The sequence below is a fragment of the Mesorhizobium sp. B2-3-12 genome, from assembly GCF_006442205.1.
In the GTDB taxonomy this organism is placed as follows: domain Bacteria; phylum Pseudomonadota; class Alphaproteobacteria; order Rhizobiales; family Rhizobiaceae; genus Mesorhizobium.
In genome coordinates this window covers 261463-285699 of the sequence record NZ_VFVR01000001.1, presented here as the reverse complement: position 1 = coordinate 285699, position 24237 = coordinate 261463, and the positions used below count along the sequence as shown (strand labels likewise).

The following is a 24237-nucleotide window of genomic DNA, read 5'->3' as shown; positions in this document are numbered from 1 at the left end:
GTGTCTGCCTCTCGAGGTGGAATGTGACGGCGCACCGCTGCCTATCCAGCTTCGGCAACATCCAGATGACATGAGAGGAGGCGGGCAGGGGTTGCGGACCGCATGGAGGCGGCTGCCTTGCCGGGCAAGGGCTTACTGATTGTCTCCCCTGGTGCAGGTCGAGGCGGTGAAGGCGCCATCGGGCTGCTTCATGATGATGTCGAAGGAGGGCGGGCTCTGGCCGTCCAGCGTTGCCTGGGTCATGGAGAGCGAGTTGCCGCCGGCGGTGTAGCCACCGAGCGGGCCCAGCCACGAGATCACGCCATTTGCGTCCATCTGATAATTGTAGCCCTGGCGGGCCGTGCCGAAGGTGACCGGGCCGGTATAGACATTTCCCTTGATGGTGATGTCGCCGAGGTTGAGGAACATGCCGAGCAGGTAGACTTCGCAGTGATAGGTGCCATCGGGCATCTTGCCGTCGCTGAAGTCGGCCCGTGCGGACCCGGTTGCGGCCGCCAGAAACAATATGCCGGTGCCTATGCGTAAAATGCCTGATGTCATGACGTCGCTCGGTTAAGCAGCGAGCTTGCCCCATTTTTGCGCGGTGCCGCAACATGCGTCGACTGCGAAGGGTGTGTTGAGGTCAAAATCTAGGCATTTGGAAAAATTGGGCAAAAATTAGGCGTTTGCCTTGTACGCTGCGCAAATTTCCCTCAATCAATTGTTAACCAGCTCTCTTTGTCAGATTCAATCTGATATAATAAATAGCTGATAATGTTTGATTATTTCGCTGTATACGGCATGCCCGAAGCGGTTGGCATGGGGGTTGCATTGCATTGTTGCGGCGCAATCAACCAGCTTGGGAGTCTTCCGATGAGGGGTAATTTCTCGACAATAACAAAAATGGTCTCGGCGAGCGTGGTCGCCGCCGGTCTGATGATGGCCGCTCCGGCCAGGGCCGCCGACGACACGATCAAGGTCGGCATTCTGCATTCGCTGTCGGGCACGATGGCGATTTCGGAGACGACGCTGAAGGATGCCATGCTGATGCTCATCGACGAGCAGAACGCCAAGGGCGGCCTGCTCGGCAAGAAGCTCGAAGCTGTCGTCGTCGATCCGGCTTCCAACTGGCCGCTGTTCGCCGAAAAGGCGCGCGAACTGATCTCCAAGGACAAGGTCGCCGCGGTGTTCGGCTGCTGGACCTCGGTGTCGCGCAAATCGGTACTGCCGGTGTTCTCGGAACTCGACAACATCCTGTTCTATCCCGTCCAGTACGAGGGCGAGGAGAGCGAGCGCAACGTGTTCTACACGGGTGCGGCTCCGAATCAGCAGGCCATTCCGGCCGTCGATTATCTGATGAGCGAGGATGGCGGCTCGGTGAAACGCTGGGTGCTCGAAGGCACCGACTACGTCTATCCGCGCACCACCAACAAGATTCTCGAGGCCTATCTGAAGTCGAAGGGGGTCGCGGCCGAGGACATCATGGTCAACTACACGCCGTTCGGCTTTTCCGACTGGCAGACGGAAGTCTCGGCGATCAAGAAATTCGGCTCGGCCGGCAAGAAGACCGCCGTCGTCTCGACCGTCAATGGCGATGCCAATGTGCCGTTCTACAAGGAACTCGGCAATCAGGGCATCAAGGCCGAGGACATCCCGGTCATGGCCTTCTCGGTCGGCGAGGAAGAACTGGCCGGTCTCGACACCGCGCCGCTGGTCGGCCATCTCGCCGCCTGGAACTATTTCGAGAGCGTCGATACGCCCGAAAACAAGAAGTTCATCGCCGACTGGCACAAGTTCATCAAGAACGACAAGCGCACCACCAACGACCCGATGGAAGCCCACTATATCGGCTTCAACATGTGGGTGAAGGCGGTCGAGAAGGCCGGCACCACCGATCCGGACAAGGTCATCGACGCCATGATCGGAGTCTCGGTGCCGAACCTGACCGGCGGCTATTCGACGATGATGCCGAACCATCACATCACCAAGCCGGTGCTGATCGGTGAAATCCAGGCCGACGGCCAGTTCGAGACGGTGTCGCGCACGCCCGGCCTGGTGATGGGCGACGAGTGGTCCGACTATCTGCCGGACTCCAAGGATTTGATCTCCGATTGGCGCGCGCCTCTGTCCTGCGGCAACTTCAACGTTGCCACCGGCAAGTGCGGCGGCAAGGGGACGAACTGATCCTCCCAGGTCTGTCGGTCTGGACCGTCAGGTCCATGACCAAGACCGCGCGCGTCCGGACGGTTTCCTCCACTGTCCGGACGCCCACTTCACTCCTCAGGGGTCACTGAAGCAGATGAACGTGTTGCATGCGATTGGGCTGACGCTGCTGTTCCTGCTGACGACGTTGTCGCCATCGGGCGCCGCGGAGTCCGATCTGCGCGCCATCATCGCCAAATTCGCGACGGCCAAGGGTTTTTCGGAGACAGGAGCTGTCGTCCACGAACTGACGGCCGCCGGTGACCCAGCCGTCGAGCGCCCGTTATCAGCACTTGCCGACGGCAACCTCTATGTCCGCAAGGCCGATTCCCTGGTGTTCATCGGCAAGGAAACCGGCGAAAGCGTCCAGCTTTTCGACCCGCTGAGCGGCGAAGCCTCTGGTGAGGCGGCCAAGGACGACATCACCAAGATCAAGGTCAACAACACGCTGCGCCGCGTCATCCGCGATGCGCTGGGCACATTGACGCTTGGCGCCAAGGATCCGGCCGTGCGCATCGCCGCCGCCGATACCATGTTCAAGACGCCCGATGCCGCGAATATCGGACCGCTCGAAACCGCGATTGCCGGTGAAACGGTGGCCAGTGTCAAGGCTCTGCTCGAACAGGCTCGTGCGGCCTCGGTGCTTGTTTCCGACAGGCCGGAGGCCGACAAACTCGCCGCGGTCGCACTGATCGGGGCGCGCGGCGATCGCGATGCGGTTTCGCTGCTCACCTCGGTCGAAGCCAGCGCGTCAGGCGCGGTCAAGGACGCGGCGACGGCCGCGATCGCCAATATCAGTTCAACGCTGGCCTTGTGGGATGCCGGCCAGAACATCTGGTACGGGATCTCGCTGGGTTCGGTGCTGCTGCTGGCGGCGATCGGGCTTGCCATCACCTTCGGCGTCATGGGCGTCATCAACATGGCGCATGGCGAGATGGTGATGCTCGGCGCCTATACGACCTTCGTCGTCCAGCAGGTGATCAGGACATCCTTTCCCGGCCTGTTCGACTGGTCGCTGGTCATAGCCTTGCCGCTTGCCTTCCTGGTCGCGGCATTCGTCGGCCTCGCCATCGAGCGCGGCGTCATCCGCTTCCTCTATGGGCGGCCGCTGGAAACGCTGCTGGCGACCTGGGGCGTCTCGCTGATCCTGCAGCAGGCCGTGCGCTCGATCTTCGGACCGACCAACCAGGAGGTCGGCAATCCCTCCTGGATGTCCGGCTCCTTCGACGTCGGGCAACTGGCCATCACCTGGAACCGGCTCTGGATCCTGGTCTTCGCACTCACGGTGTTCGGCGTGCTGCTCTACGTGATGAAGCGCACGCCCTGGGGTCTGCAGATGCGCGCCGTCACCGCCAACCGGCGCATGGCGGCCTCGATGGGCATCAGGACGCCATGGGTCGACGCGCTGACCTTCGCGCTGGGATCGGGCATTGCCGGCATTGCCGGCGTCGCGCTCAGCCAGATCGACAATGTCTCGCCCAATCTCGGCCGCGGCTACATCATCGACAGCTTCATGGTCGTCGTCTTCGGCGGTGTCGGCAACCTCTGGGGTACGCTGGTCGGCGCCTTTTCGCTCGGCATCGTCAACAAGGTTCTCGAACCGTACGCCGGCGCCGTGCTCGGCAAGATCGTCGTGCTGGTGCTGATCATCCTGTTCATCCAGAAGCGCCCGCGCGGCCTGTTCGCGCTCAAGGGCAGGGCGGTGGAAGCATGATCACAGGACATTTCTTTGCCGCCGGTGCCGACCGCCGCATCGCCATCACCATCTTCATCCTGTTGGCGGTGGCCATCATCGTGCCGCTGCTCAACCTGGCTGTTTCGCCGACCAGCGCCTTCTATATCCCGTCCTACATCGTGGCGCTGACCGGCAAATATCTCTGCTACGCTCTGCTGGCGCTCTCGCTCGACCTGGTCTGGGGCTATTGCGGCATTCTTTCGCTCGGCCACGGCGCCTTCTTCGCGCTCGGCGGTTACGCGATGGGCATGTATCTGATGCGCCAGATCGGCTCGCGCGGCGTCTACGGCAATCCGATCCTGCCCGATTTCATGGTGTTCCTGAACTACAAGGAATTGCCGTGGTTCTGGACCGGGTTCGACCATTTCTGGTTCGCGGCAATCATGGTGCTGGCGGTGCCCGGCCTGCTTGCCTTCGTCTTCGGCTGGTTCGCCTTCCGCAGCCGCGTCACCGGTGTCTATCTCTCGATCATCACCCAGGCGATGACCTATGCGCTGCTGCTTGCTTTCTTCCGCAACGACATGGGTTTCGGCGGCAACAACGGCCTCACCGATTTCAAGGATATTCTGGGCTTCAACGTGCAGGCCGACACGACCCGTTCCGCGCTGTTCGCCGCCAGCGCGGTGATGCTGGCGCTCGCGGTTTTCGTCACCTGGGCAATCGTCGGCTCCAAATACGGCAAGCTCTTGATGGCCGTGCGCGACGCCGAGAGCCGCACACGCTTCCTCGGCTGGCGGGCGGAGAATGTAAAACTGTTCGCCTTCACGGTTTCGGCGATCATGGCCGGCATTGCCGGCGCGCTCTACGTGCCGCAGGTCGGCATCATCAATCCCGGCGAATTCGAACCGTCCAATTCGATCGAGGTCGTGATCTGGGCTGCTGTCGGCGGGCGCGGCACCATTGTCGGGCCGATCGTCGGGGCGCTGCTCGTCAATGCCGGCAAATCCTGGTTCACAGGCGTGCTGCCTGAATTCTGGCTGTTTGCGCTCGGCGGCCTTTTCGTCGCCGTCACCTTGCTCCTGCCGAAGGGCATCATCGGCATGTGGGACGGTTGGCGCGGCAATGCGAGGGGGTTGCGCGCGGCGTCTCTGGCCGAAGAAGCCGGCACCGAGGTTCGGGTCGCGTCCGCGACCTCGAAGCCCGCTCGCTCGCCAGCGAGAAATCCGGGCGAATGGTCATGGTCCGACCCCGAACCGCAGGCGGCGGAGTAAGCGGCCATGAGCAAATCCAACACCATCCTCTATCTCGACGGCGTCTCGGTTTCCTTCGACGGCTTTCGCGCCATCAACAATCTGTCGCTGGTGCTCGACAAGGGCGAGATGCGCGCCATCATCGGCCCCAATGGCGCCGGCAAGACGACGATGATGGATATCGTCACCGGCAAGACCCGGCCCGACGAGGGCGAAGTGTTCTTCGACGGCCAGGTGGACCTCACCAGGCATGACGAAGCCGAGATCGCCATGATGGGCATCGGCCGCAAATTCCAGAAGCCGACCGTCTTCGAAAGCCACACGATCGAAGAAAATTTGATGCTGGCGCTGAAGGGACCGCGTTCGATCTTCCCGGCGCTGGTTCATCGCCGCTCGGCCGCCGAGGCGCGGCAGATCGATGCCATCCTTGGCATTATCCGCTTGGGCGACAAGCGCAGTCAACTCGCCGCCAACCTCAGCCACGGCCAGAAGCAATGGCTCGAGATCGGCATGCTCTTGGCGCAGGATCCGAAGCTGCTCCTGGTCGACGAGCCGGTCGCCGGCATGACCGACGCCGAGACCGAGGAAACCGCCCGGCTGCTCAAGGATATCGCGCGCGACCATTCGGTCATCGTCGTCGAGCACGACATGCATTTCGTGCGCGAACTCGGCGTCAAGGTCACCTGCCTGCATGAGGGTTCGGTTCTGTCCGAAGGCACGCTCGATTTTGTTTCGGCCGACGAGCGCGTCGTCGAAGTCTATCTGGGGAGATGAGCATGCACTGGCGGGTTCAATTCCATCGCTTCGATCTGTCTTTCCTGAAGGTCTGGAGAAGGCGCTGAGAATGCTCGAAGTTTCCGATGCCACGCTGCATTACGGCGCCGCCCAAGCGCTGCGCGGCGTGTCGCTGAAGGCGGGCGCCGGCAAGATCACCTGCGTGCTCGGCCGCAACGGCGTCGGCAAGACAAGTTTGATGAGATCGATCGTCGGCCACCATCGGCTGACGAGCGGAAGCGTTGCCTTCGAGGGGAAGGCGCTCGACCGGAGCGCGGCGTATGACCGCGCCCGGTCGGGCATCGCATTCGTGCCGCAGGGCAGGGAGATCTTTCCGCTGCTCAGCGTGCAGGAAAATCTCGAATCCGGCTTCGCCCCCTTGAAACGCGCCGACCGCAACGTGCCGGCGCACGTCTTCGAACTGTTTCCGGTGCTGAAGCAGATGCTTGGCCGCCGTGGCGGCGATCTTTCCGGCGGCCAGCAACAGCAGCTCGCCATTGGCAGGGCGCTGGTGATGCGGCCGAAGCTGCTGGTGCTCGACGAGCCGACGGAAGGCATCCAGCCCTCCGTCATCAAGGATATCGGCCGCGCCATCCGCTATCTGCGCGATCAGGCCGGTATCGCGGTGCTGTTGGTCGAACAGTATCTCGATTTCTGCCGCGAGCTTGCCGACGAGGTCAACATCATGGACCGCGGCCAGATCGTGCATACCGGTCCGGCGGAAGATTTAGACCGGGCTGATGTTCGCAAATTCCTCACGGTCTAGAATCGGCACCGGATTTCGGTTGAAGATCCGAAGTCCTTGGCAAGTCCAATATTTCTCCGATCTGGTCATCGCTGTCCCTGGCACACGCAATATCTGATGCTAGTCTTGTCTTGGCTTTGTGAGTCGGCCGCTTCCGTATCAGTCTGGTTATCGCGGATCGAGGCGCGGCGAAGGCTCTGCAAGTTCCACGCAAGCAAGGCTTCCTAGCTTCCCGGTCTGATTGTCGTTCAAACGCGTTTGAGCACACAGGCTAAGGGACAGCCATGGAACGTTTCGTCGAGGACTACCAGAAGCGGCGGCTTACCGAGCGTGTCGACATCATCGCCGCCATCAACATCCTGAGGTCACAGGGCTGCGACTATGACGATCTGATCGAGGAGATCACCAAGGTCTTCTACGTCGACCTCGATGCCTTCAATGAGATCGTGATGGCGGCCTAAGGGCTGCTTCGCCTAACTCGACAATCACCGACCGGCGCTGATACGCGCTGTCAGCTCGCGCGCCGGAAGGGAGAGGCGGTGACGCGGTTGCGGCCGCCGCGCTTGGCATCGTAGAGCGCCTTGTCGGCGGCGCTAAGCACCTTGTCGAAGCTGAGCCCTTCCTTGCTGCCAAACGCAAAACCGGCACTGACCGTGCAACTCAGCGAGCCGGCTTCGGTTTCTATCAGCCGCGTTGCGAAAGCGGCGCGGATGCGCTCCGCCGATTCCTCGACCGTTTCCGGCAGGGTGCGCTTCAACACCAGTGCGAATTCCTCGCCGCCCATGCGCGCGGCGACGTCGGTCTGGCGAAGATTGCCGGCGAGTTCACTGGCGAACACCTTCAGCACCGCGTCACCCGCGGCGTGTCCGAATTCGTCGTTGATGGCTTTGAAGTTGTCGAGGTCGAAGACCACCACCGCGGTAAAGGCGCCGATCGGGACATGGCCATGCATGTCGAACAGAGCGCGCCGGTTGAGCAGGCCGGTCAGGGGATCCGTCAGGGCGTTCCGATGGTGGTGCCGCGCCAGGCGCCCCTGGTTGAGGGCAAGCGAGAGCGCGCCAATACCGGTCATGCTGGCGATCACCACGATGAGGCTGAGTTCCTCCGCCCAGTTGCTTGGTGCGTGTCCCAGGATCAGTTTGCCATCCCAGGCGAGAACCATGGCGCAGAGCGCGAAGGATGTGGCCGTGGCCGAATAGAGCGCGGTGATGCCGGTCGTCAAAGCGGGCGCTTCATCGCGGCCCCTCCAGTATTCGAACGCCGTGGCGAACAGGAGCAAGGCGGCGAACATGTTCTCGAACATGAAGCCGATGCCATCATAGCCCAAAGCCATGGGAGGCAGCGCTGCCACCAGGGAAACGCAACCCCACAGCGCCCGCGGCAGCGGAGAGCCCCCGGTTCGGAACTGATAGGCAGCCCCCAGCATGGCCGAAAAGCCGATCAGCAGGAACGCCGAGGTGGCGACGCCGAGCAGGCGTCCGGGCATGTCGATATAGGCGTCGTAGATAAAAATGTCGCCGACCACGAACACCAGGCTGATTGCCCAGGTCAGGAGGAATTTTTCCGAGCGGGCGGTCAGCCACATGCCGAACAATGTCAGACCGAGGCACGCGGCGGAGAACCCGACAGCCAGCAGAAGTGAAGTGTAGTCGAGCGACATGCCCTCTTTCCCTGCCGGCGGCGGCTCAAGCCCTGCGGTTTGGCGTCCCGTATTCATGCGGCAAGGAAGTGTCGATAAGGTTACGATCATGGCGAAGATGCCCTGGAATGGGCACTCCGCTACGCGCAAAACGCATAGGCGAGGGACTTATAGTGTGTAGCTTGAAGCCGGCTGATGCTTTTTCAGTCGGCCACGCGCGTCATCAGCGCCATCGCCCCGAAAGGCGCGCGCACCTTGCCTTCGGTGATGAAGTAGACGAACACGTCGCGCGGCTTGACCGGCGCATCCGTCGCCGGATCGGCGCGCCGCAGATCGGCCGGCTGCTTGCCTTCCGCCCAGGTTTTTGCGCGCGCCGCCCATTCGTCGAGGCCCTTCGGCGTGTAGCAATCGGGATTGTCGTCGCTGCCGGTCTGCAGCCGCGCATAGACGAAATCGCCGGTGATGTCGGCGATATCTGGATATTTGACGTGGTCGGCATAGACGATCGCCGCCTTGTATTTGCGCGCGAGCGCTGCGAATTCCGGCACGATGAAGCTGTCGTTGCGCACTTCGAGCGCGTGGCGCAGCGCGACGCCGTCCTGCTTTTCCGGCAGCAGTTTCAAAAACGCCTCGAAATCGTCAGGGTCGAATTTCTTGGTCGGCGCGAACTGCCACAGGATCGGTCCCAGCTTTTCACCGAGCGCGGCCACGCCGGAACCGAGGAAACGCATCATCGATTCACCGGCCTCGCCCAGCACGCGCCGGTTGGTGACGAAGCGGTTGCCCTTCAGCGAATAGACGAAACCGTCCGGCGCCTCGTTTGCCCATTTGACGAAGGTCGGCTCCTTGAAGCTCGAATAATAGGTGCCGTTGACCTCGATGCTCGGCACTTGCCGGCTGGCGTAGTTCAGTTGCTTGGCCTTCGACAACTTGTCCGGATAGAAGGACGTGTCCCAGGGCTCGAAGGTCCAGCCGCCCATGCCGGCGCGGATTGTTCCGGATTTGCTCATCGTCGTCCTCCCAGATTTCTAAAGCGATCAGGCCGCTGTGGGCCTGTCGACGGGTTTGGCCATGTCGACCAGTATCCACCCTGGCCGATAGGGATTGGGTCGGCGACCCGTTTCGTGAAAACCATAGGCGAGATAGAGCGCGATGTTCCGTTCCATCTTGGCGTTGGTGTAGAGCCGCACCTCCGGCACGCCCCACAGGCGCGCCTGTTCATCCGCGTGATCGAGCAGCGCGATGCCGAGTTTTTTGCCCTGAAAAGCAGGGGAAACGGCGACGCTGAAGATCATGGCGTGGTCAGGATTGCGTTCCAGTGTGATCAGCCCGGCAAGTACGCCGCCGCTCTCCAGCAGCCAGACCTCGCCCTGGGCAATGCGCGGCGCGTAGTCCTCGGTAACCGGGATCGGTGGTGCGTCGAGTATGGCGTTATAGGGCGCATAGGCCGCTTGCGTCAGCGCGACGACCGCGGCGAGATCTTCGAGATGGGCCAGCCTCACGCCAAAGCGGCTCTGGACCGTGATGAGACCATCCTTGCCCATCACTCCGCCGCTTCGCGCTTGCCTCCGGGGCGCCGCTCCAGAAGTTCCTTGAGGAACTGGCCAGTGTAACTGCGCTTTTCCCGCACGATGGCTTCCGGCGTGCCGGAGGCCACAAGTTCGCCACCGCCGTCACCGCCCTCGGGGCCGAGGTCAAGCACCCAGTCGGCGGTTTTGATCACCTCGAGATTGTGCTCGATGACGACCACCGTGTTGCCCTGGTCTACCAGTTCGTGCAGCACTTCCAACAGTTTGGCGACGTCGTGGAAATGCAGGCCGGTGGTCGGCTCGTCGAGGATGTAGAGCGTCTTGCCGGTCGCCTTGCGCGACAGTTCCTTGGCCAGCTTGATTCGCTGCGCCTCGCCGCCCGACAGCGTCGTCGCCTGCTGGCCGATATGGATGTAGCCGAGGCCAACCTGCTTCAACGTCTCGAGCTTGTCGCGCACGCCGGGCACGGCGGCGAAGAAATCGACGCCTTCCTCGACGGTCATGTCGAGCACGTCGGCGATCGACTTGCCCTTGAACAGGACGTCGAGCGTCTCGCGATTGTAGCGCTTGCCGTGGCAGACGTCGCAGGTGACGTAGACGTCGGGCAAGAAGTGCATCTCGATCTTGATGACGCCGTCGCCCTGGCAGGCCTCGCAGCGGCCGCCCTTAACGTTGAAGGAGAAGCGCCCGGGCTGATAGCCGCGCGCCTTGGCTTCCGGCAGGCCCGCGAACCAGTCGCGGATCGGCGTGAAGGCGCCGGTGTAGGTGGCGGGGTTCGAACGCGGCGTGCGCCCGATCGGCGACTGGTCGATGTCGATGACCTTGTCGAGGAATTCGAGCCCTTCGATGCGGTCATGCTCGGCCGGATGCTCGCGCGAACCCATGATGCGGCGCGAGGCCGCCTTGAACAGCGTCTCGATCAGGAAGGTCGACTTGCCGCCGCCCGACACGCCGGTGACGGCGGTGAAGGTGCCGAGCGGGATTTCGGCGGTGACGTTCTTGAGATTGTTGCCGCGTGCGCCGACGATCTTCAGCCGCCGGTTCTTCTTGGCCTCGCGCCGAATGGCTGGCGTCGCCACCTCCAACGCACCCGACAGATATTTGCCGGTGATCGAATTGGGATTGGCCATCACCTGCTGAGGCGTGCCCTGGGCGATGATTTCGCCGCCATGGATGCCGGCGGCCGGACCCATGTCTACGACATAGTCGGCATGCAGGATGGCGTCCTCGTCATGCTCGACGACGATCACCGTGTTGCCGATGTCGCGCAGGTGCTTCAGCGTATCCAGCAGCCGCGTGTTGTCGCGCTGGTGCAGGCCGATCGACGGCTCGTCCAGCACGTAGAGCACACCGGTCAGGCCCGAGCCGATCTGCGAGGCCAGCCGGATACGCTGGCTTTCGCCGCCCGACAGCGTGCCGGAATTGCGCGACAGCGTGAGATAGTCGAGCCCGACATCGTTGAGGAAGCGCAGGCGCTCGCGGATTTCCTTCAAGACGCGGACAGCGATCTCGTTCTGCTTGTCGTTGAGCTGCGCCGGCAGGTCGGTGAACCACTTGTCGGCGTTGCGGATAGACTGTTCGGTGACTTCGCCGATGTGCTTGCCGGCGATCTTCACCGCCAGCGCTTCCGGCTTCAGCCGGTAGCCCTTGCAGACCGGGCAGGGCGTTGCCGACATGAAGCGCTCGATCTCCTCGCGCATCCAGGCGGATTCAGTCTCCTTCCAGCGCCGTTCGAGATTGGGGATGACGCCCTCGAAGGTCTTCGTCGTCTTGTAGGAGCGCAGGCCATCATCATACTGGAAGGTGATTTCGCGTTCGCCGGTGCCGCGCAGGATCGCTTCCTGGGCCTGCGCGGAAAGATCCTTGAACTTGTCGCCGAGCTTGAAGTTGTAGGCTTTTCCCAATGCTTCGAGCGTCTGCGAGTAATAGGGCGAGGTCGATTTCGCCCACGGGCTGACGGCACCGTCGCGCAGCGACACGTTCTCGTCCGGCACCACGAGATTGGGGTCGATGGCGCGCTGGCTGCCGAGACCGTCGCAGGTCGGGCAGGCGCCGAACGGGTTGTTGAAGGAGAACAGCCTGGGCTCGATCTCGGGGATGGTGAAGCCGGACACCGGGCAAGCAAATTTTTCCGAGAACAGGATGCGCTCATGCGTCTCGTTCTTGGATTTGTTGACCGAATCCTCGCCGGTCTGGCTGGCATCGAGCGGCTTGTCGGCGAACTCGGCGACCGCCAGCCCCTCTGCGAGCTTCAGCGCCGTCTCGATGGAATCGGCAAGCCTCGTGGCAAGATCGCCGCGCACGACGATGCGGTCGACGACGACATCGATGTCGTGCTTGTACTTCTTGTCGAGCGCCGGCACTTCAGCGATTTCATAGAAGACGCCATCGACCTTGACGCGCTGGAACCCCTTCTTCTGCAGCTCCAGCAGTTCCTTGCGGTACTCGCCCTTGCGGCCGCGCACGATCGGCGCCAGCAGGAACAGCCGTGTGCCTTCCTCGACCGCCAGCACCCGGTCGACCATCTGGCTGACCGTCTGGCTCTCGATCGGCAGGCCGGTGGCCGGCGAATAGGGCACGCCGACGCGCGCGAACAGAAGCCGCATATAGTCGTAGATCTCGGTGACAGTGCCGACCGTCGAGCGCGGGTTCTTCGAGGTCGTCTTCTGCTCGATAGAGATGGCCGGCGACAGACCGTCAATCTGGTCGACGTCCGGCTTCTGCATCATTTCGAGGAATTGCCGGGCATAGGCCGAGAGGCTCTCGACATAGCGGCGCTGGCCTTCGGCATAGATAGTGTCGAAGGCGAGCGACGATTTGCCGGACCCCGACAGCCCGGTCATGACGATCAGGCTGTCACGCGGCAAATCGAGATCGACATTCTTCAGATTGTGTTCGCGCGCCCCGCGAATGGAAAGGTATTTATGGTCGGCCATGTCAGGTCGCCGCCTCAGATCTGGAATTTGTGGGATCGGCGGGTTTCCCCGGCCATCCCCTATGTAGGTATTTTTGCCGCCACGTCGAGAGACGCCACAATTCTCGACAGAAGTCGTTTAACCGCCTTTCGCAGGAAGGGGCAAGCGGAAAGAACAAAGGCCGAACACGCTCCTGACAAAGCTGTGCGGAAACTGACCCTGACGTAACCTCCCGGCGATCACATTTTCCGTAACCGGCTATTGATGGTTGACGCGGCCGGCTCACGGGAGCAGTCTCCTCAGGTCAGCGAAGCCGGCCGTCTATCGATGGCCTCGCCGCCCCAAGGCGGCCTGCGAGACGCCGCAGGCATTTGCGATTTGCGCTTCGCGACGGCAATGTCGCAACGGACAAAAGGAGCGGAGCATGACGCCACCGGACAGTCCCCCAGGGCTCCACGTCTCGTTGGAGCCGCGGCAGGCATAAGTGCCAGGGTATAGCGTTTGCGCCACCCGACAGACCGTGACCTGCCATATCCCCCAAAATCAGAGACGTTAGTCGGATCGTCGGCTGAATGCCGCGAAGCATCCGAATTCCAACGCCGGCAGTACACTCCCGGCAAAAATGGATTTGAGATCCAGAAAAGCCCCGTCCGTTTGCCCAGGCACGGCGGGGCTGTTCTTTTGTGCGGGCTCGATTTGGCAGGCTTGTGCTTTTGCCTATCTGGGCGGCTTGATCCCGCCAACGCCGACATCGACGGTGATGCTGCCGGAAATCCTGACATCGGTATTGCCGATCTTGAACTGGCCGTTGCCGCTGCTGGGGAACGCGTCGTCGGGTTCGGGCACCGGGGCCGGCTTGGCGATGCGATAGTCGCCGGTCACGCCGGGCAGGGCACCCTTTTGCACCGACGACGAGGCGTCGTCGGCAAGCGCCGGGCTGGAGGCAAGGCAGACGATGGCGAGCGCCATGGCGGCGGTGACACGGCGCGATGTCCTGGATCGATGAGTGTCGGTCATCTCCCTGTTATAGGGACCTGCCGCCACCGGAACCAGACCGGTATCGTCAAATCTTCGACAGCGGCAGGAATTCGACTTGGCCTTCACGCCGCTTGGGCTTCACGCCGCCTTTTTGCGGGTATCGAAGACATGGTCGACAATGCCCCATGCCTGAGCCTCGCGCGCTGTCATGAAATGGTCGCGGTCAAGCGTGCGTTCGACCTCCTCGTAAGTGCGGCCACAATGCTGGGCGTAGAGTTCGGTCATGTGGCGTTTGGTCTGGCTGATCCGCTCGGCATGGCGCTGGATGTCGGAAGCCTGGCCCTGGAAGCCGCCGAGCGGCTGATGCAGCAGGATGGTGGCGTTGGGCAGCGCGATGCGGCGCCCCGGCGTGCCCGCCATAAGCAGGAACGATCCCATCGAGGCCGCGAATCCCATGCACACGGTCGACACCGGGCAACTGATATACTGCATAGTGTCGTAGATGGCGAAGCCGCTGGTCACCACGCCGCCCGGAGAGTTGATGTAGAGCGAGATTTCCTTGTCGGGATTGTCCGATTCCAGCGACAAGAGCTGCGCGCAGACCAGCGCCGAGACGTCGTCGTTGATCTCGCCATTGATGAAGACGATGCGCTCGCGCAGCAGCCGCGAGAAAATGTCGAAGGCGCGTTCGCCGCGGCTCGATTGCTCGATCACCATCGGCACCAGACTGGCAACACCGCTCATTTTTCTTCTCCGATTTCCCGTGTTCAGGCCGCGCGCAGCAGAAGATGCGGCGTGTTGTTGGCGACGATGGGCTTTCCGGCTCCGTGCAGCGAAAGCCGGCAGCCGGCGCCCGCCATGGCAACAGCCGGCATCGCCTTGCGGGCAAAGCCGTCATGGACGATGCGCAGATGCGTGCCACCGGAAACGGTGCGGGCAAGCGTGAAGGTGACGATGCTGTCGAGCGGATCCCGCCGCGCGGCGTCCCTCGACTGCTCCCGCCAGGAATAGCGCAGCAGGCGCTCGGGCTCGGCGTCGAGGATCTCGCATTCGATCGCCGCGTCGGATCCGGCGAAGGCAAAGCGGCTGCCGGCCTGTGGCCGGATGTCATTGGGCATCATCCAGGCGGCGAGCAGTTCCGGCACGGTCAAAGCCCGCCACACCTTTTCAGGCGGCTCGGCAAGGTCATATTCGAATTCGAGCGCATCTGCCGCGACTTCGCTTTGGTCGTTCATTGATCCATGTCCTTCAAGACCGTCTTCAGCTTTTCGATGCGTTCCGGCCAGAACGTCCGGTAGCGTTCAATCCAGGAGAGCAGTGGGGCAAGCCCCCGCGGATCGGCGCGGTAATAGGCGTTGCGGCCGGCCCGCCGCTCGACCACGAGGCCGGCGCCACGCAGCACCGCCAGATGCTGCGACACGGCCGGCTGCGACACCGTCAGGCCGTTGCGCAGTTCCGACACGCTCATCTCGCTGGTCGCGAGGCGCTCGAAGACGGCGCGGCGCGTCGGGTCGGCCAGGGCGCGGAAAATTTCTGCTTCGATCATGACAAAAGCATAAGTCGATACTTATCGATTTGGCAAGCGCTGTTTTGAAACCCATATCAAGGCCTTGGCCATTGCTGCCATTCCTTGACAATCAGCAGCGGTCCATATAGGAACGAAAAGGGAACAAAAACCTTGTGGGAAAAGCCAGCCTTGGCAGGCGGCTGACGTCGGTAACCTGTAAGGTGCTGCGACAAAAATTTGTTTCGGATGAGCGCGGAGAAATATCATGGCGGGTAGCGTCAACAAGGTCATTCTGGTCGGCAATCTCGGCGCCGACCCTGAAATCCGCCGCCTGAATTCGGGCGAGCCGGTCGTCAATATCCGCATCGCCACGTCGGAAAGCTGGCGCGACAAGAATTCCGGCGAGCGCAAGGAAAAGACCGAGTGGCACAACGTGGTGATCTTCAATGAGGGCATCGCCAAGGTGGCGGAGCAGTATCTGAAGAAGGGCATGAAGGTCTATGTCGAGGGCCAGTTGCAGACCCGCAAATGGCAGGACCAGACCGGCGCCGACAAATACACGACGGAAGTCGTGCTGCAGAAATTCCGTGGCGAGCTGCAGATGCTCGACGCGCGCGGCCAAGGTGAGGGCGGCCAGGTCGGGAGCTATTCCGGCGGTGGCAACAGCCGTGGGTCGGATTTCGGTCAGTCGAGCCCGAACGAAGGGTTCAACCGTGGCGGCGGTGGTGGCGGTGCTCCCCGGGGCGGTGGTGGCGGCGGTTCGTCGCGCGAACTGGACGACGAAATTCCGTTCTGATCGGAAGCCGTACCAAACGGCTAACGCTTGTGCTTGATGTGCCCCGAGGGTCCGGCATGGACTTTCGGGGTTTTGCGTTGTTGATTTGGGATCGAAGGACTGAAAGGGCGTGGCGATGAAGGCACGGGTAAAATGGGTCGAGGAGCGCACCTTCGTCGGCGAGTCGGGTAGCGGCCACGAGCTCGTGCTGGGCACGGCGTCCAGCCCGGAAGGCAAGACGCCGGGACCGAGCCCGATGGAGCTGGTGCTGATCGGCACCGGCGGCTGCTCGGCTTATGATGTTGTTCATATCCTGGAAAAAGGCCGCGAGGCGGTCGAGGACTGCGTGGTCGAACTCGACGCCGACCGGGCCGAAATCGACCCGAAAGTGTTCACCCGCATCCATATGCATTTCATCGTCAAGGGCCGCGCGCTGTCGCGCGACAAGGTCAAGCGCGCGATCGACCTCTCGATCGACAAATATTGCTCTGCCTCGGCCATGATGGCCAAGACGGCCGTGCTTACGCATGATTTCGAGATCGTCGATACGACGGCGAAGTAGGGCAATAGGGATACGGCTCAACCAGCCATCAGCGCCTTGATACCATCGGCCACGAACTGCACCGCCAGCGCCGCCAGGATGACGCCGAGCAGCCGAGTCAGGATCGAGCGGCCGGTCTGCCCGAGGATGCGGTCGATGCGTTCCGACAGCACGAACACCAGATAGGTGATGACGAGGCAGACGAAGATGATGCCGACCAGCGCCGCCTGGGCGGCAAAGCCTTCAAAATGTCCCGACAGCAGCACGGTCGCCGAAATCGCACCGGGGCCGGCGATCAGCGGGATCGCCAGCGGGAAGGCGGCGATGTTGTGGATCATGTCCTTGGTGATGGCGACGTCGCCGATCTTCTCCTTGCGGTCCTGACGACGTTCGAACACCATTTCGAAGGCGATGAAGAACAAGAGAAAGCCGCCGGCGACGCGGAAGGCGGGCAGGGTGATGCCGAACACCGACAGGATCGAAGCGCCGGCCACCGCGAACAGCGCCATCACCAGGAAGCCGATGACCGAGGCGCGCACCGACACCTGCTGGCGTTCCTCCCGGTTCATGCCGCGTGTCACGGCTAGGAACAGCGGCGCCAGCCCGGGCGGATCAATGGTCACGAGAACGGTGACGAAGGCGTTGAACAGGCTGTCGAAACTCGGCATCGCTGACCCCCTCCCACCGGGCTTTGCCCGTATTAGAGCGGCTCAGCGTTTCGTGGAAACGCGGACCCGCTTTATCTCCTTTTTTTGACGCAATTCCGGCGGAAAACCGTTTCACACTTTTCTTGGAATTGGTTGGGGACATTGGTAAAGCAAAGCCCGGCCGGTGGGAACTGTCAGCGGTGTGAATGCCTGGTTCCCTTTTTATGCTGGCGGGACAGCGCCACTCTCGGTCCTGCCGGATAGAGGGGGCGCGAAGGATCGCCATCGATTATTTCGAGCGACTTTTCGAAGACTCATCGAGCTTCATTCTCGCGCTGCGCCAGGAATTCGACTTCGAGGTGCCAGTCCGCGCCGTCCTGCGAGCGCTCGCCGAGCCACCGGAAGGAATTTTCGGTGATGCGCGAAAAGCTCCAGCGCACCGAGGCGCCGGTGCCGTCGGCGCCGACCTGCACGATGGTGTCGCCTTCGGCGCGGCCGAGCTGGCGGCTGAAATACTGGTTGCGCGGGTCGCTCCAGAAGATGTGCCAGGCGTCCGTGCCGGGGTCGTAGACCCTGAGCGTCGTGCCGTAAAAAGTCCATTTGCCCAGCGACAGCGAGGGGCCGGCGTCACGCGCGGGCAGGATCCAGACATCCTGGATGGCGCGGCCCTCCAACACCCAGCCGAAATGCACCTCGCCGCGGCCGGTCAGCACCGTGCCGTCTTCGAGATGGCGCGCGGCGTCAAACGTCCAGGCGCCGACGAAGCGGCCGTAAAGGTCCAGTTTTTCAGCGAGCCCTTCGATCGGTCCGGGACTGTGCAAGGCTTCGGCAAATGAGGATTGGTCGAACATGGCTGCGGCCTCTTCTTGTCAGGAGACCGCGAGGAATAGGCCCTGGCAGGGTTTTGGGCTTGGGAAAAATTGCTATATTTCGGCCATGACGGCGACCGCGAATACGCTTGCATCGGGACCTGGCTGGCACGTGGCGGATGTGATCTGCACGGCCAGCGCCGGCGATCGGCCGGTCGAGGAAGAGCATCGGGATTTCTGCGTCGCGGCCGTCACCAGCGGCACGTTCCGCTACCGCGCCCGGCAAGGCACGGCAATGCTGGCGCCTGGCAGTCTCCTGCTCGGCAATTCCGGCACATGCTATGAGTGCGGGCACGAGCATGGCAGCGGCGACCGTTGCCTCTCTTTCCATTTCGGGCCTGCCTATATGGACCGGATCGTGGCCGATGTACCGGGCGCCAGGACACTCACTTTCGCGGCCCCACGCCTGCCGCCGTCGCCGGCACTGGCGCCGTTGCTGGCCGAGGCGGAAGCCGCGCGCGAGATTGGCGACGCGGATGCGTTCGAGGAACTCGGCCTGCGCATCGCGGGGGTCGCCGTGTCCATGGTGTCCGGCGTCACCGATGTCAGGCCAGGCCCGAGCCGCCGCGATCAGCAACGGGTTGCCGATGCGGTACGGCGGATCGAACTGGACGCCGAGGCTGCGATCTCGCTTTCAGCCCTGGCGGACGGTACCGCGACCAGCCCCTATCATTTCCTGCGCGCCTTCCGGCAGGTCGTCGGCATGACGCCCTATCAATACCTGCTCAGGACCCGGTTGCACCGCGCTGCGGTGCGCTTGCGCATGTCGAACGATGCCATTTCGGCAATTGCTTTCGAGGCCGGTTTCAACGATCTGTCGACCTTCAACCGCCGGTTTCGGCGGGTCATGGGCGAGACACCGGGCCGGTATCGTGCCAGACGCGCGGGCTGCAGCTGAAAAGTTGCCCCGCCGGCATCAGTCCATGGTCGGACCACACCAGCCGGGCAGATAGTCCGCGTCCTTGCCCTTGGCCAGCACGAGCGCATCCTTCATCGCCTTTTCGAAATTTTTCGCCACCGCAGCCTTGTCGATGCGCCGGCGCAAAAAATCCGCCCACAGGAATTCGCTGAACGGGGTGGTGTCCTTGGCGTAGCCACCCAGCCGGCGCAGTTCGCCAGCCATACTCCGGTAAGGGTCGTCGACGAGGCCGCCGATGGTCTTCGGCAGGGCCGTATAGTCGCGGCGTTGACCATTTTCATCGAATGGGTGCATCCAGCCGCGGTTGTCGAGCATGAAGAGGAACGCGTCCTTGTCCAGCGCTGACAGGTCACTGATCACCGTCACGAGCACATTCTCGATACCTTCGTCGAGCAAAGCGCGGGCAAGATGATGGTGATCGGTGACGTAGTTGCGATTTTTGGGACCCAACACGACCGGGATCATGTGCTTGCCCAGAAACGCGCCTGTCTTGGCGGCGCTCTGCGAGCGGATCAACTGGCGTTTGATCTCCACCTCGCGCATGCCGACGGTAATCTGCGTCGGCCGCAGTTCCTCGACCGGAACCGGGGTCACCAGCGGCTCTCTCAGGACGATCATGACGCACTCTCCTGGTTTTCCGGCGGGCCGGAATGCAGAGCCCTGATGGCGGCATCGACACTGTGAAAGATCCGCTGCGGGCCGACGAGATCGATGATGCCGAACCGCGCAAGGGCTGCCTGGGCACGCACCGATTCCATCCGAGCAATGGCGAATATTGCGCCCGCATTGCGGCAATGGGTGATGGTTTCGATCAAAGCCTGGGCGGCGGTGTAGTCGATCTCGACAATGTTACTGGCCTCCAGCACGACGAGTTTCACATCGCCCTGGCCGGCGTCGACCAGATCACAAAAGCCGCGCTTGAAACGGTCGGCATTGACGAAGGACAGCGGCGCCTGGAACGCGGCGACCAGCACGCCGGGAAGTTGTTCGCCAGCGCTCGGCTTGGCCGGCGGCCACCAGACCGAGGTTCCCGGCACTTGTTCCAGTTCGATCGGCAGCGTCCGGGTCGCGCTCCAGATCCCATGCAGCAGCGACAGGCCGATGCCTATAGCCACGCCGGTTTCAATGGGCAGCACGACGATGGCCGCCATGGTGATCAGAATCAACGCGAATTCGACCGGCGCCTGCCGGTAGACGCTGGCGAAAACCTTCCAGCGCAGAATGTGCTGGGCGACGAACATCAGAACCCCGGCAAGGGCGGCCTGCGGAACATCGGCGAGCAGACCGCCGCCAAAGGCACCCAGCGCCAGAACGATCGCCGCGGCGATGAGGCCGGAGAGTTGCGAGCGGCCGCCCGACTGGGAGACGATCGCCGTGCGCGGCGGGCTGGCGTTGACCGCGAAGGCGCCGAACAGGCTGGACGCGATGCTGCCGGCGCCGACACCGACGAAATCCCTGTTAACGTCAGGCGCGTCGCCCCGCGGGGCGAAGGAACGGGAGGTGGCGGCCGTCTGCACCATGACGACGATGGCGATCAGCAAGGCCAATGGAACCAGCGCCTGCACGTCGTCGAGACCGGCCAGCGGCGAGCCTGCCCGCGGCAGGCCGTTCGGCAAGGCGCCAAGCACCTCGACGCCACGATCCTTGAGGCCGAAGACGGCGACCGCTGCCGTGGCAAGCACCATGCCGATCAGCGCGCCCGGGATGCGGGCGCTGATGCGCTCGGAAAACAACACGATCGCGAATACCCCAAGGCCGAGCGCCAGGCTCCAGGGGTTGGTGAGATGGAGGCTGCCGGCGATCTCGCCGATGCGCCGCACGGTTTCGCCGCTTTCGGCGGGCAGGCCGAGCAGTCCGGGCAGTTGCGAAACGATGATGTGGACGGCGATGCCGGCCAGAAAGCCCGTGGTGACCGGCACGGAGAGCAGGTCGGCAATCCAGCCAAGGCGAAAGACACCGCTCAGCATCACGATCAGCCCAACCATCAGCGCCAGCGTGGTGGCCAGCGCCAGATAATGCGCCGAGCCAGCGGTGGCGAGCAGCGCCAAGCTGCCGGCGAACAGAGGCGTGATGGTCGAATCCGCGCCGGCCGAAAGGTGGCGAAGAAGCCGATCTCGGGCGCAAAGCCACCGAGCCTGGCCGTTGCCATCTGCTCGGGAATGGCGATGGCGGCCAATGTTATGCCCGCGATCAGATCGCCATTGAGATCCCGCGGCGTCCAGCCAACCAGCGCCCGCAAAGGCAGCCACGAGCTCCAGTTGATCGCGCTCACGGCTTTTGTCCGAGGAAGTTGGTCCATTGCCGGCTTTTGCCTTGGTGGCGGCGAAAAGCATCGTGGCCATATCGTCGCAATCAGTGGTATCCTTTTGAAATTACCACTAAAAATGACACTGGAAAAGTGCCGCGGACATTGGAGTTTCGCCCTTGCATCCTATATAAGCACCAAGTGATTCCTGATTAGATTGTGATCCGATTTGACCGACCAAAAGACACCGCGCGGCGCCGACGGCGGACCCACCGGCATCGAGCCGATCTCCATCATCGAGGAGATGCAGCGTTCCTATCTCGATTACGCCATGAGCGTGATCGTCAGCCGTGCGCTGCCCGACGTGCGCGACGGCCTGAAGCCGGTGCACCGCCGCATTCTCTACGCCGCCCATGAGAGCGGCTACCACTGGAACCGCAAATATGTGAAGTCGGCACGTCCTGTCGCCGACGTGATGGGTAAATACCATCCGCATGGCGATGCCTCGATCTATGACGCCTTGGTGCGCATGGCGCAGGACTGGTCGCTGCGCGTGCCGCTGATCGACGGGCAAGGCAATTTCGGTTCCATCGATGGCGATCCGCCGGCGGCGATGCGCTACACCGAATCGCGCCTGACCAAGGTCGCGCACGAGCTGTTGGAGGATATCGACAAGGACACCGTCGATTTCCAGGACACCTACGATGCTTCGGACACCGAGCCGAAGGTTCTGCCGGCGCGCTTTCCCAATCTGCTGGTCAACGGCTCGGGCGGCATCGCGGTCGGCATGGCCACCAACATCCCGCCGCACAATCTCGGTGAAGTCTGCAACGCCGCCATCGCCGTCATCGACAATCCAGCGATCGACTTGCCGGCGCTGATGGAGATCATTCCGGGTCCCGATTTCCCGACCGGCGGCATCGTGCTTGGCCGTTCCGGCATCTACAGCGCCTATTCGACCGGGCGCGGCTCCGTCGTCATGCGCGGCAAGGTCAATATCGAACAGCGCGGCAACGACCGCGAATCGATCATCATCACCGAGGTTCCCTACCAGGTGAACAAGGCCTCGATGATCGAGAAGATGGCCGAACTGGTGCGCGACAAGCGTATCGAGGGCATTTCCGACATCCGCGACGAAAGCGATCGCCAGGGCTACCGGGTCGTGGTTGAGCTGAAGCGCGACGCCGTCGCCGACGTGGTCCTCAACCAGCTTTACCGTTTCACGCCGCTGCAGACATCCTTTGGCGCCAATATGGTGGCGCTCAATGGCGGCAAGCCGGAGTTGCTGACGCTCACAGACATGCTGAAGGCGTTCGTCACCTTCCGCGAAGAAGTGATCAGCCGGCGGACAAAGTTCCTGCTGCGCAAGGCGCGCGACCGCGCCCATGTTCTGGTTGGCCTCGCCATCGCCGTCGCCAATATCGACGAGGTGATCAAGCTCATCCGCACCGCGCCGGATCCGCAGACGGCGCGCGAGCAGTTGATGGAGCGGCGCTGGCCCTCCGGCGATGTCGAATCGCTGATCCTGCTGATCGACGATCCGCGCCATCGCATCAATGAGGACGGCACCTACAATCTGTCCGAGGAACAGGCGCGCGCCATCCTCGAACTGCGCCTGCAGCGCCTGACCGCGCTTGGCCGCGACGAAATCGCCGATGAGTTGAACACGATCGGCGACGAGATCAAGGACTACCTCGACATCCTGTCGTCCCGCGCCCGAATCCAGCAGATCGTCAAGGACGAGCTCGCCGCCGTGCGCGACGAGTTCGGCACGCCACGCCGCACCGAGCTCACCGACGGTGGCGCGGACATGGAAGACGAGGACCTGATCCAGCGCGAGGACATGGTCGTGACGGTGAGCCATTCCGGCTACATCAAGCGCGTGCCGCTGTCGCTCTACCGGGCACAGCGCCGCGGCGGCAAGGGCCGCTCCGGAATGTCAACCAAGGAAGAGGATTTCGTCACAAGGCTGTTCGTCGCCAACACGCATACGCCGGTGCTGTTCTTCTCCTCGCACGGCATCGTCTACAAGGAAAAGGTCTGGCGCCTGCCGATCGGCAACCCGCAGTCGCGAGGTAAGGCGCTGATCAACATGCTGCCGCTGGAGCAGGGCGAGCGCATCACCACCATCATGCCGCTGCCCGAGGACGAGACCAGCTGGGGCGATCTCGACGTGATGTTCGCCACGACGCGCGGCACCGTGCGCCGCAACAAACTGTCCGACTTCGTCCAGGTCAATCGCAACGGCAAGATCGCCATGAAGCTGGAGGAGGAGGGCGACGAGATCCTCGGCGTCGAGACCTGCACCGACAATGACGACGTGCTTTTGACGGCGAGCTCAGGCCAGTGCATTCGCTTCTCGGTCGGCGACGTGCGTGTCTTCCAGAGCCGTAACTCCGTCGGCGTGCGCGGCATCACCATGGCCGAGACCGACCGCATCATCTCCATGTCGGTGATCGAGAACGTCGACGCGCCGCCGGCCGAACGCGCCGCCTATCTCAAGCGGGCCGCGGCCGAACGGCGTCTTGCCGCGGGCATCGCGGCCGGCGAGGAAGAAGAGATCGCGCTGACCAATGAAGAGGTCGGCGAGGAGACGGAGCTTTCCGACGAGCGCTACGAATTCCTCAAGGCGCATGAACAGTATGTGCTGACGGTGACCGAATATGGCTACGGCAAGCGCTCTTCGTCCTACGATTTCCGGCTGACCGGACGCGGCGGCAAGGGCATTCGCGCCACCGACGTCTCGAAGACGGCCGAGATCGGCCGTCTGGTGGCGACCTTCCCGGTCGGCAATGACGATCAGATCATGCTGGTGTCGGACGGCGGCACCGTCATCCGGGTGCCTGTCAACGGCATCCGCTTCGCCAGCCGCGCCACCAAGGGCGTGACCATCTTCAACACGGCTGAAGGTGAAAAGGTGGTTTCGGTCGAGCGGATTTCGGAGCCGCAATCGGACGAGGAAGTGGAAGAGGCCGTCGAGAGTGGCACTGAATCCGATCCGACGACTGATGCCGGCCCGGATAGCGCCGAATAATCCTGTGCCAGACA

Annotated in this window: 22 protein-coding genes and 1 pseudogene; 10 read left to right on the top strand and 13 right to left on the bottom strand. The window is 62.7% G+C overall.

Annotated elements, in window-relative coordinates; genetic code table 11:
- Positions 1–132: 132 nt before the first annotated feature.
- Positions 133–540 (bottom strand): hypothetical protein, encoded by a 408-nt coding sequence (locus FJ948_RS01535; RefSeq protein WP_140701453.1) that lies wholly within the window; start codon positions 538–540, stop codon positions 133–135.
- A 342-nt stretch (positions 541–882) separates the two neighbouring features.
- Between FJ948_RS01535 and urtA the strand changes: the two genes are divergently transcribed.
- From urtA to FJ948_RS01505, 6 genes are all read left to right on the top strand, one after another.
- Complete coding sequence (gene urtA, locus FJ948_RS01530; protein ID WP_224691903.1) at positions 883–2163, top strand: urea ABC transporter substrate-binding protein; 1281 nt, start codon at positions 883–885, stop codon at positions 2161–2163.
- A gap of 115 nt (positions 2164–2278) precedes the next feature.
- Positions 2279–3895 carry an urea ABC transporter permease subunit UrtB gene (urtB, locus tag FJ948_RS01525; RefSeq protein ID WP_140701451.1) on the top strand — a complete coding sequence of 539 codons (1617 nt, stop codon included), beginning with the start codon at positions 2279–2281 and terminating at the stop codon, positions 3893–3895.
- Positions 3892–5127, top strand: coding sequence for an urea ABC transporter permease subunit UrtC (gene urtC, locus FJ948_RS01520; protein ID WP_140701450.1), 1236 nt, complete (start codon positions 3892–3894; stop codon positions 5125–5127). The genes urtB and urtC overlap by 4 nt, the downstream gene beginning before the upstream one ends.
- Positions 5128–5133: 6 nt before the next feature.
- Positions 5134–5880 (top strand): urea ABC transporter ATP-binding protein UrtD, encoded by a 747-nt coding sequence (gene urtD, locus FJ948_RS01515; protein WP_140701449.1) that lies wholly within the window; start codon positions 5134–5136, stop codon positions 5878–5880.
- Between the two features lie 70 nt (positions 5881–5950).
- Positions 5951–6646 carry an urea ABC transporter ATP-binding subunit UrtE gene (gene urtE / locus FJ948_RS01510; protein ID WP_140701448.1) on the top strand — a complete coding sequence of 232 codons (696 nt, stop codon included), beginning with the start codon at positions 5951–5953 and terminating at the stop codon, positions 6644–6646.
- A 263-nt stretch (positions 6647–6909) separates the two neighbouring features.
- Complete coding sequence (locus tag FJ948_RS01505) at positions 6910–7086, top strand: hypothetical protein (RefSeq protein ID WP_140701447.1); 177 nt, start codon at positions 6910–6912, stop codon at positions 7084–7086.
- Positions 7087–7136: 50 nt separating this feature from the next.
- Here FJ948_RS01505 and FJ948_RS01500 read toward each other — a convergent pair whose 3' ends face one another.
- The 8 genes from FJ948_RS01500 to FJ948_RS01465 all read right to left on the bottom strand — a co-directional run bounded on the left by FJ948_RS01500 (position 7137) and on the right by FJ948_RS01465 (position 15232).
- Entirely contained in the window at positions 7137–8285 is a 1149-nt protein-coding gene (locus FJ948_RS01500; RefSeq protein ID WP_140701446.1) for a GGDEF domain-containing protein, read from the bottom strand.
- 182 nt (positions 8286–8467) lie between these two features.
- Positions 8468–9274: a DUF72 domain-containing protein gene (locus FJ948_RS01495; RefSeq protein ID WP_140701445.1), complete on the bottom strand. Its 807-nt coding sequence runs from the start codon at positions 9272–9274 to the stop codon at positions 8468–8470.
- A 27-nt stretch (positions 9275–9301) separates the two neighbouring features.
- Entirely contained in the window at positions 9302–9808 is a 507-nt protein-coding gene (locus FJ948_RS01490; protein ID WP_140701444.1) for a GNAT family N-acetyltransferase, read from the bottom strand.
- A complete protein-coding gene (gene uvrA / locus FJ948_RS01485) occupies positions 9808–12729 on the bottom strand; it encodes an excinuclease ABC subunit UvrA (protein WP_140701443.1) in 2922 nt (973 codons plus the stop codon). The genes FJ948_RS01490 and uvrA overlap by 1 nt, the downstream gene beginning before the upstream one ends.
- A 696-nt stretch (positions 12730–13425) precedes the next feature.
- Positions 13426–13725 (bottom strand): hypothetical protein, encoded by a 300-nt coding sequence (locus FJ948_RS01480; protein ID WP_140701442.1) that lies wholly within the window; start codon positions 13723–13725, stop codon positions 13426–13428.
- Positions 13726–13824: 99 nt separating this feature from the next.
- Positions 13825–14430, bottom strand: coding sequence for an ATP-dependent Clp protease proteolytic subunit (locus FJ948_RS01475; RefSeq protein WP_140701441.1), 606 nt, complete (start codon positions 14428–14430; stop codon positions 13825–13827).
- 23 nt (positions 14431–14453) lie between these two features.
- A complete protein-coding gene (locus FJ948_RS01470) occupies positions 14454–14921 on the bottom strand; it encodes an SRPBCC domain-containing protein (protein WP_140701440.1) in 468 nt (155 codons plus the stop codon).
- The gene (locus FJ948_RS01465) at positions 14918–15232 is read right to left on the bottom strand and encodes a metalloregulator ArsR/SmtB family transcription factor (protein WP_140701439.1); all 315 of its coding nucleotides are present in this window, start codon (positions 15230–15232) and stop codon (positions 14918–14920) included. Before FJ948_RS01465 ends, FJ948_RS01470 begins: the two co-directional genes overlap by 4 nt.
- Before the next feature lie 226 nt (positions 15233–15458).
- Between FJ948_RS01465 and FJ948_RS01460 the strand changes: the two genes are divergently transcribed.
- Positions 15459–15989 carry a single-stranded DNA-binding protein gene (locus FJ948_RS01460; protein WP_140701438.1) on the top strand — a complete coding sequence of 177 codons (531 nt, stop codon included), beginning with the start codon at positions 15459–15461 and terminating at the stop codon, positions 15987–15989.
- Positions 15990–16104: 115 nt separating this feature from the next.
- Positions 16105–16530: an OsmC family protein gene (locus FJ948_RS01455; RefSeq protein WP_140701437.1), complete on the top strand. Its 426-nt coding sequence runs from the start codon at positions 16105–16107 to the stop codon at positions 16528–16530.
- Positions 16531–16547: 17 nt separating this feature from the next.
- Here the strand turns inward: FJ948_RS01455 and FJ948_RS01450 are convergent, their stop codons facing one another.
- Both FJ948_RS01450 and FJ948_RS01445 read right to left on the bottom strand, forming a co-directional pair.
- Positions 16548–17177, bottom strand: coding sequence for a MarC family protein (locus FJ948_RS01450; protein ID WP_140701436.1), 630 nt, complete (start codon positions 17175–17177; stop codon positions 16548–16550).
- 293 nt (positions 17178–17470) lie between these two features.
- On the bottom strand, positions 17471–18007 hold the full coding sequence (locus FJ948_RS01445) for a hypothetical protein (protein WP_140701435.1): 537 nt from the start codon (positions 18005–18007) through the stop codon (positions 17471–17473).
- An 85-nt stretch (positions 18008–18092) separates the two neighbouring features.
- On the opposite strand from FJ948_RS01445, the gene FJ948_RS01440 reads away from it, so the two are divergent.
- A complete protein-coding gene (locus FJ948_RS01440) occupies positions 18093–18923 on the top strand; it encodes an AraC family transcriptional regulator (RefSeq protein WP_140701434.1) in 831 nt (276 codons plus the stop codon).
- An 18-nt stretch (positions 18924–18941) separates the two neighbouring features.
- Here the strand turns inward: FJ948_RS01440 and FJ948_RS01435 are convergent, their stop codons facing one another.
- Positions 18942–19562 (bottom strand): ParB-like protein, encoded by a 621-nt coding sequence (locus tag FJ948_RS01435; RefSeq protein WP_140701433.1) that lies wholly within the window; start codon positions 19560–19562, stop codon positions 18942–18944.
- Positions 19559–21243, bottom strand: a pseudogene (locus FJ948_RS01430) (SulP family inorganic anion transporter). Before FJ948_RS01430 ends, FJ948_RS01435 begins: the two are co-directional and overlap by 4 nt.
- Before the next feature lie 175 nt (positions 21244–21418).
- Here FJ948_RS01430 and gyrA point away from each other — a divergent pair.
- Positions 21419–24223 carry a DNA gyrase subunit A gene (gene gyrA, locus FJ948_RS01425; RefSeq protein WP_140701432.1) on the top strand — a complete coding sequence of 935 codons (2805 nt, stop codon included), beginning with the start codon at positions 21419–21421 and terminating at the stop codon, positions 24221–24223.
- Positions 24224–24237 lie beyond the last annotated feature (14 nt).